This is a genomic window from Bacteroides sp. 3_1_23 (assembly GCF_000162555.1).
GTDB lineage: Bacteria > Bacteroidota > Bacteroidia > Bacteroidales > Bacteroidaceae > Bacteroides > Bacteroides ovatus.
Map to the genome: position 1 here is coordinate 1,966,374 of NZ_GG774949.1, position 16,124 is coordinate 1,982,497.

Consider the following 16,124-nt stretch of genomic DNA (forward strand, 5'->3'; position numbering starts at 1 on the left):
AAATTAATCCTCATTTACTTAGTATTTCCTGTTCATGTTCTCTACTGACCTTTCTCATTTATCATAGGTCAAAACAACGCTAAAAAATGTATTTTTTTATTTCACATATATATTCATTAATACCGGATTACTATCATCAACCAAATTATATTTACGAGTAACAGTCTCCTCATAATTATTCAAAAAAGACTGAGCATTAATATAACTTATATAAAAATCAGAAGAAACTGCTGCAATCTTCGTAAATGCTTTTATTTGAGGGTCCAAAAGAGGGCAAAATAAATAACCTTCTTTCTCTTTTGCTTCATATTCCAAAAGTAAAGGTGCTCCATGGTTTCTCCATATTTCGGCCAGAAAATGTCCCTTACATTGATAGAATGAATTAACACCTGAAATTAGGCACTCATTAGTAGAATATTGTTCTCTTACCCCTCTTTCCTTTTTAAAGTCCTTTTCTAATTCAAGATCTGAATTATCTACAAAATCATCCGATATTATTTTCATATATTTGCTTACTTCATCATTATCTATCATATAAATATATGGAGAATATCTAGGATTAAAAAATAAATGATTCCCTGATTTATAAAAACTTTGGGCTTTAAATGGAGTATTAGCATTATCTGCAATACCTCTAGATGCTATTACCGGAACAAATTTCTCATTCGAATAAAATCCTAAACAAATACCGTCTTCAGTCTGAAATATATTGGTTCCCCATATCTTTCCCGTTTTTTCATCAACAGCTATTTCCATTACAGTTGCATTAGTTTTATATTCTGTAAACAGCTTGTAATCAGGATATTTATATTTTATTATTTTTCGTCCTACAATAGATGATATGTATATATTTAAATCTGCATCTATATCAAAGTCTGATATATCAGCATATTCTCCTGGTCCACTCCCTATATTATGAATTTTAGTAATATATGAACCATTATCGTCAAATAAAAAGATCATAGCTTGGACTTTATCAAAAATATAATATGTCTCATTCTTATACAATATCTTAGTTATACTAGATATTAATGATCTCTCATTTGTTTCTAATGGAACAAAAGTTACAGAATCAAATTCATGCAAATGATTCTTCTTACTACAATAGTCATATTCCAACAAAGTAAGATTCCTATCTTCTATTTCTTTTAAAGAATTATTACGAGGATTATTGCATGAAACCAACAATAATAAAAAAATATATACAATTATTTTTTTCATAAACGAGCTATAATTATGTTTCTTTTATTAAAAAGAACGTATTATTAGAAAGTAACAAGACGACCAATCGCCACATATTAATTAAACATCAGATACCTAGTAATAGATATCTGATGTTTAAAACCTAGTTAATTTGGACAATCTCTATTCCTCATCGTAGTAACACCCGAATAACATCTGTCACTATTAATACTAAGACAACCGATATGGCTATTATAGGTTGTAACAAGACACCCATCCTCCCAATGAGTTTCTTCATCACTAGTCCAACTATAGTCAGGAGTTCTACTACCTGACACATCAGTTTCACCTCCAGCTAGTGCATCTATATTAGCCAAGCTAAACAATGATAACGTTGAAGATTGAGAACCTAAATCTATTTTGATATTCAATACCGCCACAGTTACTATGGCTAAAACACATATTCCACTAAACAAAAATTTCTTCATTATCTATTTTTTTTAAGATTAAAACCTAATATAAAAATCATTATTCATTTCTTTGTTTTTCACATAAATAACACCTCCTTACTTAATATATAGCTTTTATTTACTTTGATTATTTACCTTACCTTGTATTACAAGTTTAACATATCTTCTTTCTATATTACAATATATTGTAACATTTTTCTTAAAATATCCTTCTTTATTAGGAGTAACTTACACTACAATATCGGTTGTTTTATTAGGTAAAACCGGTTGTTTTGACCAGTTAGGTACTGTACAACCACATGTAGTAGTTACATTATTCACCACCAAAGGGTTAGGTCCAATATTTTTAAGACTAAACTTTGCAGTAGTAGTCTTATTTATTTCCAGATTTTTAAGTTCCAAAATAGTTGTATCAACTGTCAATGATGTTATCAAAGACTTATCATATAAGTCTGTTTTTTCTACTCTTTTATTTTCATTTATTATTTGCTTATACAAACTCCATATTTGAGGATTCTCTGTAGGATTACCAATGCAAACGACCTTATTATATTTATCCAACAAAAAAGTCTGATATCTACTGTCTTTGGGAAATGTATTGAGTTTATCAAGTTGATTACATATATCCATATAGCAAGGATATTTAAATGAGTCCTTTCTAAATAAAAAGAATATTTCTTCGATATTTTTAGGATGAAAATAAAATTGAAAATTAACAAAACCTGCCATTTCGTCATTAACTTCCTTAATAATAGCATTCCATTTATACAAATGTAATTTACAACTAGTGCATCCTATTGAATCTGTGTATACTAGTATTTTATAAGGCGTAGAATTGGGAGAAATACACAAAGTATCCCTATCAATCGATTTACAAAAAACATCTTGAGGAAATATAATTTTCTTTCCTGTCCATTCTTTTACTATCTTTTCAATTTCCGTTGATAGTTGATCATTTTTACATCCACAAAATGTAAAACAAACTACTCCCAATATTAGAACTACACCCTTAACCATAATACAAAATAGTTATAACTAACATAATTTCTCATTTATAATAATATTGCAGCAAAATTGCTACTTTACCTATTTAATACTAAACATTACAATCGGCTGATCATCATTAACATCTGTCGCTATTATCGTTTTAGTATCTTCATCCACCCAAATACCATATATATAATGGTCGAGCACATATTTGCATAACGGTTCTCCTTCCAAACTAAATACATAAATATATTTTCCTCCATCAGGAAGCCTTCCGCTTTGTCTTGCGATCTCCTTAAAAGACGTTCCATGAAATACAGTATAAATGGCACTATCTGTTACTTGTACATCACTAAAACCCATAATACCTGTTGGCATACCATATCCATCTGATACTTTGAATTCAGGTTCACCATGCTCACCGATACGAATAATATGAGTACTATCTTTCAAATTATAAACTTCAACGACTTCTCCCAATTGGGTTACTGCCGCCAATATTCCATTGTTAGGATTGTAGTCAAGGAAGCTCCTCCATGCTTGAGCCAATGCCGGACGAGCATTTTCCAATGCTTTTTCATCAATAGTCGGAATAATCCCTATCTTATCTATAAGCCTCCCATTACGGTTAACTCGACATAAACGATTTTCACCGGAATAGTCAGGAATAATAAACATTGAATCATTATATATAGCAAAATCAAGTGGTCGAAGTATATCTTCATCCAATGTTACCGTTTCGTCACGAAGCAGTGAATCACCGGATGAAGAAAAGTCTAACCTAGTTAATTCACTTTTATTGGCATCCAATGTCCAGACTACATGATTCTGTAAACGAAAGTTCTCCATTGATAACATTTCTGTAGGTGAATCACCACGCTTCCCAAAAGAAGATAAATACTGGAAACCAGGATATTGGAATAAGTGTCCATAATGATCAAGACCATGTAAATCCATCACAATGGCTCTATCTCCTTCGATTCGTATCCTAAACGGATAACGAAGCAAGGCTGTATCAAGCTCAATCACTTCTCCTATTAATTCTCTCTCGTGCGGAAATCCCGAATAGAATAATACACCCTTTGCATATTCTTTATGCTTATGGTCACAAGAGATAAACAAGAAAAAAGAAAGAAACAGGAGAGTTATACTATTTTTCAAGGCTATATCCGGTAGCAACATATTCTACTTTAACTTTTGTAACCGGACAATCTACGGAACCACTGCCCCAACAATTAGTAGGCACATCTTGCTCATCAGCCGCCAAAGCTTCAATATTATCTAATAATAATGTATTTACTCGAGGTTCTTTTAATGAGTAATTTACAGAAAGAACCGCCATCATCAAAATAGAAAAGAATAATAGTTTCTTCATATATACTATAGTTTTATCGATTAATTAATGAAAACGAAAGTAAGCAATTGGATTGCAACTGCCAATAAATTAATCTATCCATTTCTATCTAACCGAATCTATCCGCTATATACACTATCATAGAGATAAGGCTTTCATTCAAAAAATGCCTATTTCATCGGAAATTATAGTTTTTATTTGTTCCTTCTCTTTTCCAAGTAGTATTTTTCCTAAAAACAGAATGTTATTCTTTTCTATTACATACAATTATTATTCCGATCTATCTTATTTAATCTTTTAATTTTTCTCTTATATTGATATGCACCTATATTATATAACATCTTATTACGATACCATTCCTTACAAGCACCATATTGATTATTTTTCCAATAATATGTTCCAAACAGAGCCATCATCGAAATAAAAATACTACGCTCAAGATGGCTTCAACTCCTGTAAGAGTTATCACATCTACCATATTCTTTTTTGTCATTCGTATCAATTTCAACTTTTTTCATGCTTAAATCCTATCTATAGTGATTATAGCTGCACCCTTCACTTCTCCCTATTCATCGGGGATAGGTGGTGAAGGGGATTCCTTCACCACCTCTTCACCAGTTTCTTCTTATAGCTAATCCGATTTTCATTATAGCTAATTCAATTATGCTCATAGCATCTTGTTTTTTCTTCCTAAGGTTTGAAACAAACATCGGGATGTTTGTGAAAAAGACGCTAGATGATTGAAACAAACTTTTAGACTTTTGTAAAGCACCGCTTTAAGCAGGTTAAAGCTATGCTTTGCAACTCCTAAAGCACAACTTTAGATTTTACAAAACAACACTTATCCGTAAAGGATGGGTGAAAGGTGGCCCTTCACCCGCTATCCCTCATGAATAAGGAGTTGTGAAGGGTGAAGGCTATATCGGTTTTTATCAATTTATGTTTCATTTTTCATTTGATTTTCTTCATAATTCTATCCCAACGATTTTTCTGATAAGGAAAATTAAAAACCAGTATATCATTTCTCTTAAAATTTCCCCATCCGGGCATCCGATGAATAGTGAAATCTTCATACGCTTTCTTTCAGCTGAATTAGTTTACGATAAGCCATAAGCCCCAACACGCATTTCACACGTTCATCATCCTCATTCAACAACCCTCCACAGGGATAAACTTCTTTCTTCATCTTCTCCCGCAAATAATCCGCCCATAAACACAACAGATTCCAATGCGCATCAGCATAACCGAAATCCTGTTCTGCTTCTACAATAGCAGTTATCATTATTAACATGTCAGCAGCCATCTCCACTGCATAATCATCAACTTTCACCTGACGATTAGCAATTGGGTAGATTCCTATATCATAAGGAGGATAACTTTTCCTCCAATAATCATTCTCGCAATATTCAAAAACCGGTTCCAAAAGGCCTTTCATCCAATCCATACGATTAAGAGACAATAAAATCGGAAAGTTACTATAAGATTCTCTCACATTGGCCAAAGTATCTCCAAAACAAAACAAATCACCACTTTGAGACATTACAAAACGATGCTCCGATATAAATTTTCGATAATCTAAAATCATCTGGCGTGCAAACGATGGGATTCTCGTTTGAAAAGCTCGCCTGTTCAACTGCCCATCCAACCTGTCACATTCCCTCATTAATTTCTTATAATTGTCACCGATAAACAACAAAGCATCCTTCAATTCTCTTTTTCCATCCTTATTCCAATAAGGATGTAGAATTTCCCCCTCATATTGCAAACCCTTCCCTTCATTAAAGCCAAAAAGTAATACACCCTGATCTTTCTTGTTTTTCCCCAGTTTCTGCGAAAGCAGCACATGCCCTTCATTATATGAATAAGCCGTTTCTTCAGCAGCTATCCCCATATACAAGCTATCAGACTTGACAATACACCAATCCTGTTCAGACAGGCTTTCTACTCTATTTTTCCCAAACATCCATTCTGTATCTATATCAAATAAAATTTCTACATCATGAATTTCTGATTTGCCAGAATGAATTTGATAAGAAATAAAACCTACCGGACATCCCATTAAACATTGTTCTAGTAACAAAGAAGGAGAAACAAAATCAAGGTATAACTCAACATCTCCACATTGATAAATGTAATGAGTTTGCGTCGCTTGTACATTCATTTGTTTCAATATTGCCATATCCACATCGTTATAGGTTTTATTTTCCATGTACAATCCAAAATCCAACAGAGCATTTTCTTTCGTATTCCACCCATGTGCGGCTATCACATTATCGCCATTATGTAACTTTGCAACTACTTCATCGGAGAGTTGTTTACATTCAATTCTATTGCTAAAATAATCTACCTGATAAATAGGTTCTCCATTACAATAGATTTCTGCATGGTCATCACATTTAGAACAAACATATAATTTATATCCTTCCAATTTCTTTTTATCATTTATGTTAAAATGTCTGCGAATATAAATATCGGCTACGGTCCATGTTGAGTGAATAGGATAAGGACGATTCTCTGCTCCCCAAGCTCCTAACCCGTTATACCACTCCTTATCATCATATTCTTTCCGCATCCAATCATCCTTTGGATGCAAATAAGAGTATCTAGCAGGCCACCCACAATTAATTGTAGAAAGAGGTACTAGTGGAAAAGGACGCAACGAATCACCTCCCATAAAACGATAAGATTTACCATCTACTTTTAAAATTCCGATCATCGGAAACTCCTTATTTCTTGATAACTTCGGATATTTTGTATGCAATGTATTTCCAACAGTTTGGATAGAAAAATCCGGTACCAATGCCATTAATGAATGATTGGACGCAATACATATAGGAATAACTTCATTCTCCTCTTTATCATTGCAACATGCATGTAAAGAAAAGATCATCCATAAAAATATTATTCTTATCCCCCACCCGATTTTGTTATTTATTTGCATATCTGCCTCCCGTTTTCATAAACAAAAATTCTTTCTTCCACCCCGCGAGTATGATTTCGCAATAATAAAAGTGTATTTTTAGGAACACCCGAATAAACCAATGAATCAGAAAGAGCTTGTTTCTTTCCCATTGATTTCCACTCCTTATCACAATATAATAACTCGAATGTATCCCCAGGGCGAATATAGTTATCTCTATTACGTGGTGTATAAACTATTCTATCTACCCGTACTTTCCTTCCCATATCTAACCCGCTCCAACCACCGGACGGTCTGGAATAGTTGAAAGAAGTCTTAGTTTTGCCATCAAAAACATTGTAATAATTCAATCCTTTATCGGTATCCTCCAAAGGAGTTCCTATAATGCTTCCCTTCAAAGCAGAAGTGTCATTACATTCATAAAATTCAACTTCAGCCACATTACAATACGTATTCTTGGCTCCAAAATATCTAAAATAACGATACTTCTTATCTGACCAACTCCGTACAACCGTTTTCAAACGACCGGGCACCTTTTGCACCATAAACAAAGTATCCTTCTCTGAAAAATCAGGCTGATTACTCCCTTCGAACACCCCTCCCAACATTCTTCTTCTAAGATGAATTTCTCCTTTAAAAATATTGTACTTAGAATACAATACTACATCTTGAATTTCTTCATGTTTTGAATAAAAATGAAGTTCATTGGTATGCGGATCTACATAAAAAGGATCCGTTACAAGATGGAGCACTCCTTCCTCATAAGTTGCTATCCGCATAATCATTCCTTTTTTTATATTCCTGAATGTCATGTTGTTGACGTCATATTCCGTCCAAGCAACCGGAACCCATTTATCCCGTTTACTTGCACACAAATAAGCAATCTTCCCGTTACATTTTTCTCTATATATTTTTGATGGAGGTATTTTTAATTCTTTTTTATAATAATAAGCATATTCACGAGTTACATCTACAAACTTTGGTAAACGCCAAAATGGGTATAGTTCTTCTTCATACTTTCTCATTTCTTCATACATTTTTCTATTGACGCAAAAAGTATTCCTATATACCTTGGCCGTATTCTCCTCTTTATACCACATATTTTCACATTGTCGTTCAAAGGCTTTTGGAAAATCAGCAGCAAAAGCTTCTTGATTCTTATCCCATGCAACTAGCCAAAAATGTCCGGCATTCACGCCACTACGCATAGGTACAAAGTCAACACCACAGGGTATCCCTAAGGATCGGAACAAATAGATACCAAAATCCGTTGCCTCTCTGCAACTTCCAGATATATATTGTACATATCTAGGACCAATATGTCCCATAAGCGCAGGTGATGTAGAAGTAAAATAATGTTCTTTATCCAATAATCTGTCTCTCAAATATTTTGCAGCAACAATAGGGTCTTCTTTATCCAAAACATCAGACATCCTTAATGAATCCAGCAATGAATTATATTTTTCATAATACATTTCACGCCAATATTCGAGTGTTTCATCCTCAATGCGATATGGCAATATGTACTCACAAAAAGTTTCAAAAGAAACATTTTTGCCCCATGGTTGTTCTCGCCAAACTTTAAATGCCCATTCAATATTGTTACATAAATATGCGGAGTCCACTTCTCTTATATCATGTTTCTTTTCAGGTTCTCCTAACGGACCATATACTTTCTTGACTGAATCCGCAACCTGTTTCGCTGTCTGTCCTCTACTCTTTTTCAGCCATGCATAATAAGACTTATAGTTTTCTAACTGCTTGCTTGTTGAATAAGAGTAAAAAGGCATATTTTCAATTAGAAAACAAGCAGCTTTGTATTTTAGGCTATCAGCAGGATTCTTTTGATAATGACGGAGTACTTTTTCCAATTCTTTCCTGTTGTTTTTAGCAGATTGCAAAGCAGCTCCGAGAGGAGTTATCATTTCTTCTCTGAATGTAATCCTATCTATTATTTGCCATCCTAGCCAAATAAACAGCACCAAGACTATAAATTGAATATATCCCAAATACTTCATCAAACCTTTTCTTAATTATTCATTTTGCATTTCCACTAATTTTCAAATGGAACGGAGAGCCTTCTGCATTACAATACACGGTTATCGTTTTATCGAAATGCCCAGAATGTTCAGCTTGATATTCCACCTTCACTTTCAAATTTCCACCTGGTTGAACAGGTTCTTTAGAATATTCCACTGTAGTACACCCACATGGAGTATAAATTTCTTCTACAACAAACGGATTATCACCTGAATTAGTAAATGAAAACTCTACAAATTGCTTTTTTCCCCAATTAAAAGTTCCTATATTGAACTGATATGTAGATAAAACAACTGTTGTTGGAGTTCTACTATCAATCTCCTTCAACAGAGATTTTTTCCCTGTAATAATATTCAAATAAAGTTCTTTTATCTTAGGATTATGAATAGGATTGCCAATAGCAACTACCCTATTATTCTTATCCAACAAAAATGTTTGAAAGATCGTTTCTATAGGAAAATGATTCAACTTATTGATACTATCATGCTCATCAATACATACAGGATAATCAAAGCCTTCTTTCGTTAGTAAATACTCAATATTTTTCCTGCTCATAGGATGAATAAAAAAAAGAACATTACATGAAGGACAAGTATCTTTTAGCAATTCAATAAAAGGTTTCCATGCACTAAAACTTAAGTGACACCGCATACAACCGATTGAATCGACATATGTTAATATTTTGTAGTCACAATCTCTTTCATAATACCCCATAATTGTATCTCTAGCAAATTTCGTAAAAATAGGAACACTAGGAAAATCTATTTCCTTATAAGTCCATTCTTCAACTAACCTCTTTATTTTTTTTTCATCATGCTCATAACATGAAAACAAAGAAAAACATATAACAAAAGAAATCAGAGGGATAACAATCATTCTATACATATGTTTATCTATTTTATTTTAAATCTTATTAATTCAGGATCAGGCATATTAGAGAAAGCATACAACATCTCATCTTTATTATCCACACTAATCAGTGTAACTGGCACATTCAGTTCATACTTTTTTATGGCTTCTCCATTCCAATCAAAAACATAAATTATTGTTCCTGCAAGTGTTTCTAAACCATTTTCTTTAAAATTTTTGCCTGAATAAAGTCCATATACATATTTAGGAGAAATACACAAACTTATAAATGTACTATTATTGGAAGATGAAATTGGGGCAGCTCGCATGTCCCCTTCAACTTGAGTTTTATAAATAGGGTAGTTCATTTCATATTTCTTTATTAAAGAAATATCAGTATTATTTATTTTATAAAAATGAATAATTTCAGAAGTATTTACTGCATAAACAAATTTATCCATAAATGGATTTAAACGGATAATACCTTGATAAGCCATACCACGCAACCTGTTTGCTATTTGTTTCTCATCTCCATCTTTATATGGATATTCCATAAAATGCTCTTCTTCTATTAGTCCAGTACCCCAAAGTCTGAACATACAGTCTTCGTAAAATCCCAAAGATACAAAAGTATTAAATGCTGTAGGAAACACTTTAATAGTCCCAGGAATAGTATCTTTAGTTAAAACTGAAAAGTTCGAAATTCGATTTTTCACATCTGATATGTTCATAACATTCAAAGTCTTTTTATATAAATCATAAACACTTATGGAGCTCTTACCAAATAACTGTATATCAAAAGGCATTAAGAATTCATTAACACCTTGCCCTTTCTTTCCGAAATCATATATTGAATCTAGATCATTCAAATCGACCAAATGAAATAAACCATCTTCAGACTTCTCATCGAAAACAATAATTGCTGAATCACAATATATCATATCCATTGGAGTTCCCCAAATATAACCGTTTGATGGTATCTTTTCATATTCCAAGAATATCCTATTCGTAAACAAATCGTCTATTTGACAGTCTGTTTTAACATTTTTACATGCACAAAAGAAAATCAACACAAAAACATATTTCAATTTCATAATATACTAAATTCATAATAGTTTATAGAATATTTTTATAAAGCTATATTTTAATCGGCTTTATTTATGCATAACAAATCTAGAAGTTGTCAATACACTTCAATTGGGGCTGACTAAAAAGATTTTTTCACAATTACCCCTTCTCCAGATACCTGTAGAGGGGGTAAAAATCAAGTTTTCGACCTTTTTTATTCAGCCCCAATCCCAAGAGGATATTAAAAACCAACAGTTATAGCAATAATATACAGAATTATACTGATGAAAGTATAGTTTCAAACTCTAAGTAAATGTTAACAAGCATATTTTCCATGCACTTTCATCACCTTCATTAGAATTTATTGGTATAGTTTATAGCCCCTTATAGCTAGCCCATCACTATATATCACACAAATACCTGATGTAACTACACAAAAGTCAAAATCCACTTCCGCATTATTAGCTAACGCATCAACATTACAAAGTAACAAGGCAGAAGAGCTTTTAGTATTCCAATTATATATACTAAATGTAGATATAAACAAACAAATTATACCTACTACAACATATAAACTTTTAGCTTTCATAATATTTAAATATATGGACGATATTCACCAAGGCATGCACCCCAATCTCCTAACGTTCGACAAATTTGCAATCTTGTATAAACACAACCTATGCATTCATTTCCACCTTCTTTTGCATTAGCTAAAGCTTCCACATTGCTCAACACCAAGTCAGACAACTTCACATCATTCTGCGAAGTATATACATTATATCCCGCAATAGCAGCGACAGCAACAACTGCTATCACACCTAATACTTTCTTTTTCATTCTTCAATAATCTTTAAATTACATTTTATTTTTCTCTTCTGCATCTATCATTTCAACAGAATAGCAATAGTTTGCTACATTAATTTTTATTCTTATGTTTGCATCCGAATCTTTTTTAAAGATTTAGGAGCAGGTGATATGTAAGCAAATCCTGCAAGATAAACAAACTCATCATCCTGCTCCTTTTAATCAAGTTAATTATCTCATTCAGCCAAAGTTAAACTTAAGTATTGGCTCATCATTATTTACATCTGTCGCTATTATCGTTTTCGTAGCTTCATCCACCCAAATACCATATATATAATGGTCGAGCACATATTTACATAACGGTTCTCCTTTCAAACTAAATACATAAATATATTTTCCTCCATCAGGAAGCCTTCCGCTTTGTCTTGCGATCTCCTTAAAAGACGTTCCATGAAATACAGTATAAATGGCACTATCTGTTACTTGTACATCACTAAATCCCATAATACCCGTTGGTATACCATATCCATCTGATATTTTAAATTCAGGTTCGCCATACTCACCTATACGAACAACATGAGTACTATCTTTCAAATTATAGACCTCAAGGACTTCTCCCAACTGGGTGACTACCGCCAGTATTCCATTGTTAGGATTGTAGTCAAGGAAGCTCCTCCATGCTTGGGCTAACGCCGGACGAGCATTTTCCAATGCTTTTTCATCAATAGTCGGAATAATTCCTATCTTATCTATAAGCTTACCATTACAGTTAACTCGACATAAACGATTTTCACCGGAATAATCAGGAATAATAAACATTGAATCATTATATATAGCAAAATCAAGTGGTCGAAGTATATCTTCATCCAATGTTACCGTTTCGTCACGAAGCAGTGAATCACCGGATGAAGAAAAGTCTAACCTAGTTAATTCACTTTTATTGGCATCCAATGTCCAGACTACATGATTCTGTAAACGAAAGTTCTCCAATGATAACATTTCCGTAGGTGAATCACCACGCTTGCCAAAAGAAGATAAATACTGATAACTGGGATATTGGAATAAATGTCCATAATGATCAAGACCATGTAAATCCATCACAATGGCTCTATCTCCTTCGATTCGTATCCTAAACGGATAACGAAGCAAGGCTGTATCAAGCTCAATCACTTCTCCTATTAATTCTCTCTCGTGCGGAAATCCCGAATAGAATAATACACCCTTTGCATATTCTTTATGCTTATGGTCACAAGAGATAAACAAGAAAAAAGAAAGAAACAGGAGACTTACATTATTTTTCAAGACTATATCCGGTAGCAACATATTCTACTTTAACTTTTGTAACCGGACAATCCACAGAGCCACTGCCCCAACAATTAGTAGGCACATCTTGCTCGTCAGCCGCCAAAGCTTCAATATTATCTAATAATAATGTATTTACTCGAGGTTCTTTTAATGAGTAATTTACAGAAAGAACCGCCATTATCAGAATAGAAAAGAATAATAGTTTCTTCATATATACTATAGTTTTATCGATTAATTAATGGAAACGAAAGTAGGCAATTGGATTACAACCACCAATAGATTAATCTATCCATTTCTATCTAACCGAATCTATCTACTATATATACTATCATAGAGATAAGGCTCTCATTCAAAAAAATCCCATTTCATCGGAAATTATAGTTTCTTATTTGTTCCTTCTAATTTGCAATTGATATCCAATATTTTCATATCTTTGAATCTCAATAGATGGAACATTCTCAAAAACTCTTCGCAAACGACTTATTGCATTATGAAGTCTCGGATCATTATTTGATTTATCCGACCAAAATATTTTCTTGATTTCTTCGTCTTTCAATATGTAATCTGGAGCTTCTAAAAAATGTTTTAATAAAATAGCTGTTTGTGGTAATATCTGAATTTCCTCTTTACCAAATATAAGCTTTCTCAAATCTGCATCAAACATAATACCTTGGTCCATATAATAGATATGAACAGAGGTAGGAACAACAATGTTCTTTTGCCATCTCTTTCTAAAAAATATCACTATATTAATAATAACTGCACACAGCCAATAAATAAAGCCATAAACAAAGCCTCTTACACCCACAAGAGTAAAAAATGAAAAGTAGAAAAAGCCTTTTACTTCAACCTCGCAACGATAACCTGCCGTAATATCGAATTCTGGTATACAATTTTCATGTAAAAAAGAGTCAGGGTATACACTTTCTGTAATATTTTCATCTTTATCGGATACCAAAAGCTGCAATGCAAAAGTGCCAGACAAACTTTGCTGCTTCAAATGCAGTTGCCATTTTTCATATAAAGAGTCCACTACTAAAGGATGTTTAGATAAATAAGCAGTATGTAAAAAACTTAATCGTGGATCAGATGTTACATTTTTAGAACTTTTTTCTTTATCCAAGCAGTATCCACGTTTTCCACTTTCATCTGTTATATAAACCGTATCAGGATACTCCTCCAATCGCTGTTTCCTCCCACTAGTGTAAAAATAACCATCAAAAGCATCTTCTTGTAAATGTTGCAAAAAAACTGCTTTAAAAACACTTTCCACTCTTTCACTGAACATTTTTTTTCTAGCCTCACAATATAATTGTCCTAGAATGAAAAATAATACTATCTCCAGAATAAATATTATTAGCAAAAGGCGCATCTTTTGTTTATCTTTAAATGTAATTGTACCGCTTAGTTTCGTTAGTAATTTCATAGCGTGACTTATTTTATCTGTTTGAATAGCACAAAGGTAGCATTATTTGCAATAATTGACAGACAATATAAAAACTATTTTGAGTTTTTGGTTATATCAAAAATAATCTTTCCAACCAAAGAAATTAGTCTATTTTTAAGATTCACTCTATAAATATTAAATCAAAATAAAAGCAAGAAGAGAAATAAATGCATAAATCAATGCAAGAATATACCGTTTTCAGACTAAATATTACATAAATAAGGGATAAAAAACGAATTATTTACCGCTAACTAAGCTTTGTTCCTCACCGAGGAACGACTCGTTGCCCGGTGTGCGTCGCTTCCTTCCTCACCGAGGAACAATACATTCATCGGTGAGACCCGAGTTTATCGGTATATTTTCAGCTATTTCACACTATATTCCATCCAAATCAAATATAGCAAAAAGAAAGTACTTATCAAATAATCAAACGAATATCCGCAAATATCCTCTTTACAGCAAACAATAAGCATCCAAATAACCTAAAAACAAAGCACCACGGATTCCCACAATCCCTAATTACTCACATATTTATTCGCATACAAGACTCTGTCTTAAATTCAAGCAGGAGAAACGCATCAAATATCCTATTTTTATGTATGTTCTCATTTCAAGACTTCCATATATAAAAAAATCCTATATCATGTCTAAGATGATATAGGATACTAACAATTATATAGAGGCGTTTATTACAACGCCTTTATTTCTTCTATGGACAAGCCTGTGACTTGCGAAATAACATCAAGAGGAATATTCAGAGTCTTCATATTGCTTGCAGTTTCCCTTTTCTCTTCCAGACGGCCTTCATTAATTCCTTCCACACGACCCTCTACACGACCTTCAGCATGACCCTCTGCGCGTCCTTCTTCACGACCTTCTGCACGACCTTCAGCACGTTCAGTGAATATATTATCCTTTAATATTACAATATTATCCAAATGGCGATAGTAAGCCTCAAGTTCCGCTTTAGTCATCTTGTCAAGTTTTAATCGTTCACGGGCTTCTGTTAAACCTGGAGCAGTCGCACTATCAGGAATATCACCTGTATTCAGATAATAGATCCATTCTTCCAACGGACTTTTAGCTACCTGATTAAAATCATTGACTTTCAAAATATAATATTCAGGATAAAGTTGACTTACTGTATCCACTTTAAAAGTTTGTTTTTGAAAAGGAGTCAGTTCAAGCATATCTCCCTGATGAATTCCCCGGAATTCCGTTTTACCGTGATATACGGTATCTTTACCACTACCCAAAGAAAAATAGACAATATTGACACTATATACTTTACGTACCTTATAATAGCCTTCTCCACGATTAATATACTCGGTCACTAATTTAGAAGTACCAAACAGAATACGTTGGAAATAAGCATACTCATTGTTATTCTGAACTTCAATCAAAATAAGTTCACCTTTCGAGTTTTCAGCAAGCATATCTACACGATTATACTTATCAAACTCATCTTCTTGATTGCTTTCACTCTCCAACAGTTTCTGAATGACTATCTTTTCATTCAAAAGAGTAGTTAGAAAGCCCTCAAGAACTACAAAATTGGCTTTATTACGCAATAAACGCTTCATAGCCCAATCGAAACGAATATAATTACTTGGCATAAGTTCGTCTCCTTTCTTGTTATCTTGTTTCATGCTAACAAAGGTAAGCAGAAAATGTTTGATTCCAAGTATATATGTTTCA

15 protein-coding genes and 1 pseudogene are annotated in these 16,124 nt (G+C 33.0%); all 16 read right to left on the reverse strand.

Translation table 11 applies throughout. The features are described 5' to 3' along the window. Positions 1-96: 96 nt before the first annotated feature. The 16 genes and pseudogenes from HMPREF9010_RS16525 to HMPREF9010_RS16460 all read right to left on the reverse strand — a co-directional run bounded on the left by HMPREF9010_RS16525 (position 97) and on the right by HMPREF9010_RS16460 (position 16,075). On the reverse strand, positions 97-1,221 hold the full coding sequence (locus tag HMPREF9010_RS16525; protein ID WP_004312290.1) for a 6-bladed beta-propeller: 1,125 nt from the start codon (positions 1,219-1,221) through the stop codon (positions 97-99). A 128-nt stretch (positions 1,222-1,349) separates the two neighbouring features. Further along, a complete protein-coding gene (locus HMPREF9010_RS16520; protein WP_008648115.1) occupies positions 1,350-1,670 on the reverse strand; it encodes a hypothetical protein in 321 nt (106 codons plus the stop codon). Between the two features lie 210 nt (positions 1,671-1,880). Then, positions 1,881-2,669, reverse strand: coding sequence for a DUF1573 domain-containing protein (locus tag HMPREF9010_RS16515; protein WP_050428260.1), 789 nt, complete (start codon positions 2,667-2,669; stop codon positions 1,881-1,883). 69 nt (positions 2,670-2,738) lie between these two features. Next, the gene (locus HMPREF9010_RS16510; RefSeq protein WP_008648117.1) at positions 2,739-3,821 is read right to left on the reverse strand and encodes a BF3164 family lipoprotein; all 1,083 of its coding nucleotides are present in this window, start codon (positions 3,819-3,821) and stop codon (positions 2,739-2,741) included. Then, positions 3,790-4,014, reverse strand: coding sequence for an NVEALA domain-containing protein (locus HMPREF9010_RS16505; protein WP_004312293.1), 225 nt, complete (start codon positions 4,012-4,014; stop codon positions 3,790-3,792). The genes HMPREF9010_RS16510 and HMPREF9010_RS16505 overlap by 32 nt, the downstream gene beginning before the upstream one ends. A 948-nt stretch (positions 4,015-4,962) precedes the next feature. Continuing rightward, a pseudogene (locus HMPREF9010_RS26495) lies at positions 4,963-5,064 on the reverse strand (signal peptidase I); the annotation flags it as partial. Continuing rightward, positions 5,063-6,883 carry a glutaminase domain-containing protein gene (locus tag HMPREF9010_RS16500; protein ID WP_229077687.1) on the reverse strand — a complete coding sequence of 607 codons (1,821 nt, stop codon included), beginning with the start codon at positions 6,881-6,883 and terminating at the stop codon, positions 5,063-5,065. The pseudogene HMPREF9010_RS26495 and the gene HMPREF9010_RS16500, both read right to left, overlap by 2 nt. A gap of 41 nt (positions 6,884-6,924) precedes the next feature. Then, the gene (locus tag HMPREF9010_RS16495; RefSeq protein ID WP_032849629.1) at positions 6,925-8,931 is read right to left on the reverse strand and encodes a hypothetical protein; all 2,007 of its coding nucleotides are present in this window, start codon (positions 8,929-8,931) and stop codon (positions 6,925-6,927) included. Between the two features lie 19 nt (positions 8,932-8,950). Next, a complete protein-coding gene (locus tag HMPREF9010_RS16490) occupies positions 8,951-9,838 on the reverse strand; it encodes a DUF1573 domain-containing protein (protein ID WP_008648125.1) in 888 nt (295 codons plus the stop codon). A gap of 8 nt (positions 9,839-9,846) precedes the next feature. After that, positions 9,847-10,896, reverse strand: a complete 1,050-nt coding sequence (locus HMPREF9010_RS16485) for a BF3164 family lipoprotein (protein ID WP_008648127.1) — start codon at positions 10,894-10,896, stop codon at positions 9,847-9,849. A gap of 335 nt (positions 10,897-11,231) precedes the next feature. Continuing rightward, a complete protein-coding gene (locus HMPREF9010_RS25325) occupies positions 11,232-11,459 on the reverse strand; it encodes a hypothetical protein (RefSeq protein ID WP_008648128.1) in 228 nt (75 codons plus the stop codon). 5 nt (positions 11,460-11,464) lie between these two features. After that, positions 11,465-11,707 carry an NVEALA domain-containing protein gene (locus HMPREF9010_RS16480; RefSeq protein WP_004312299.1) on the reverse strand — a complete coding sequence of 81 codons (243 nt, stop codon included), beginning with the start codon at positions 11,705-11,707 and terminating at the stop codon, positions 11,465-11,467. Positions 11,708-11,914: 207 nt separating this feature from the next. Beyond that, entirely contained in the window at positions 11,915-12,997 is a 1,083-nt protein-coding gene (locus HMPREF9010_RS16475) for a BF3164 family lipoprotein (protein WP_008648129.1), read from the reverse strand. Further along, positions 12,966-13,190, reverse strand: a complete 225-nt coding sequence (locus HMPREF9010_RS16470) for an NVEALA domain-containing protein (RefSeq protein ID WP_004312301.1) — start codon at positions 13,188-13,190, stop codon at positions 12,966-12,968. The genes HMPREF9010_RS16475 and HMPREF9010_RS16470 overlap by 32 nt, the downstream gene beginning before the upstream one ends. A gap of 174 nt (positions 13,191-13,364) precedes the next feature. Next, positions 13,365-14,405 (reverse strand): transcriptional regulator, encoded by a 1,041-nt coding sequence (locus HMPREF9010_RS16465; protein WP_008648130.1) that lies wholly within the window; start codon positions 14,403-14,405, stop codon positions 13,365-13,367. Positions 14,406-15,115: 710 nt separating this feature from the next. After that, positions 15,116-16,075 carry a PD-(D/E)XK nuclease family transposase gene (locus HMPREF9010_RS16460; protein WP_032852512.1) on the reverse strand — a complete coding sequence of 320 codons (960 nt, stop codon included), beginning with the start codon at positions 16,073-16,075 and terminating at the stop codon, positions 15,116-15,118. Positions 16,076-16,124 lie beyond the last annotated feature (49 nt).

Excerpts from the sequence above, each read along its gene's own strand:
- HMPREF9010_RS16525 (WP_004312290.1), bottom strand. The coding sequence starts at position 1,221 with ATGAAAAAAATAATTGTATATATTTTTTTATTATTGTTGGTTTCATGC.
- HMPREF9010_RS16520 (WP_008648115.1), bottom strand. The coding sequence starts at position 1,670 with ATGAAGAAATTTTTGTTTAGTGGAATATGTGTTTTAGCCATAGTAACT.
- HMPREF9010_RS16515 (WP_050428260.1), bottom strand. The coding sequence starts at position 2,669 with ATGGTTAAGGGTGTAGTTCTAATATTGGGAGTAGTTTGTTTTACATTT.
- HMPREF9010_RS16510 (WP_008648117.1), bottom strand. The coding sequence starts at position 3,821 with ATGTTGCTACCGGATATAGCCTTGAAAAATAGTATAACTCTCCTGTTT.
- HMPREF9010_RS16505 (WP_004312293.1), bottom strand. The coding sequence starts at position 4,014 with ATGAAGAAACTATTATTCTTTTCTATTTTGATGATGGCGGTTCTTTCT.
- HMPREF9010_RS16500 (WP_229077687.1), bottom strand. The coding sequence starts at position 6,883 with ATGATCTTTTCTTTACATGCATGTTGCAATGATAAAGAGGAGAATGAA.
- HMPREF9010_RS16495 (WP_032849629.1), bottom strand. The coding sequence starts at position 8,931 with ATGAAGTATTTGGGATATATTCAATTTATAGTCTTGGTGCTGTTTATT.
- HMPREF9010_RS16490 (WP_008648125.1), bottom strand. The coding sequence starts at position 9,838 with ATGTATAGAATGATTGTTATCCCTCTGATTTCTTTTGTTATATGTTTT.
- HMPREF9010_RS16485 (WP_008648127.1), bottom strand. The coding sequence starts at position 10,896 with ATGAAATTGAAATATGTTTTTGTGTTGATTTTCTTTTGTGCATGTAAA.
- HMPREF9010_RS25325 (WP_008648128.1), bottom strand. The coding sequence starts at position 11,459 with ATGAAAGCTAAAAGTTTATATGTTGTAGTAGGTATAATTTGTTTGTTT.
- HMPREF9010_RS16480 (WP_004312299.1), bottom strand. The coding sequence starts at position 11,707 with ATGAAAAAGAAAGTATTAGGTGTGATAGCAGTTGTTGCTGTCGCTGCT.
- HMPREF9010_RS16475 (WP_008648129.1), bottom strand. The coding sequence starts at position 12,997 with ATGTTGCTACCGGATATAGTCTTGAAAAATAATGTAAGTCTCCTGTTT.
- HMPREF9010_RS16470 (WP_004312301.1), bottom strand. The coding sequence starts at position 13,190 with ATGAAGAAACTATTATTCTTTTCTATTCTGATAATGGCGGTTCTTTCT.
- HMPREF9010_RS16465 (WP_008648130.1), bottom strand. The coding sequence starts at position 14,405 with ATGAAATTACTAACGAAACTAAGCGGTACAATTACATTTAAAGATAAA.
- HMPREF9010_RS16460 (WP_032852512.1), bottom strand. The coding sequence starts at position 16,075 with ATGAAACAAGATAACAAGAAAGGAGACGAACTTATGCCAAGTAATTAT.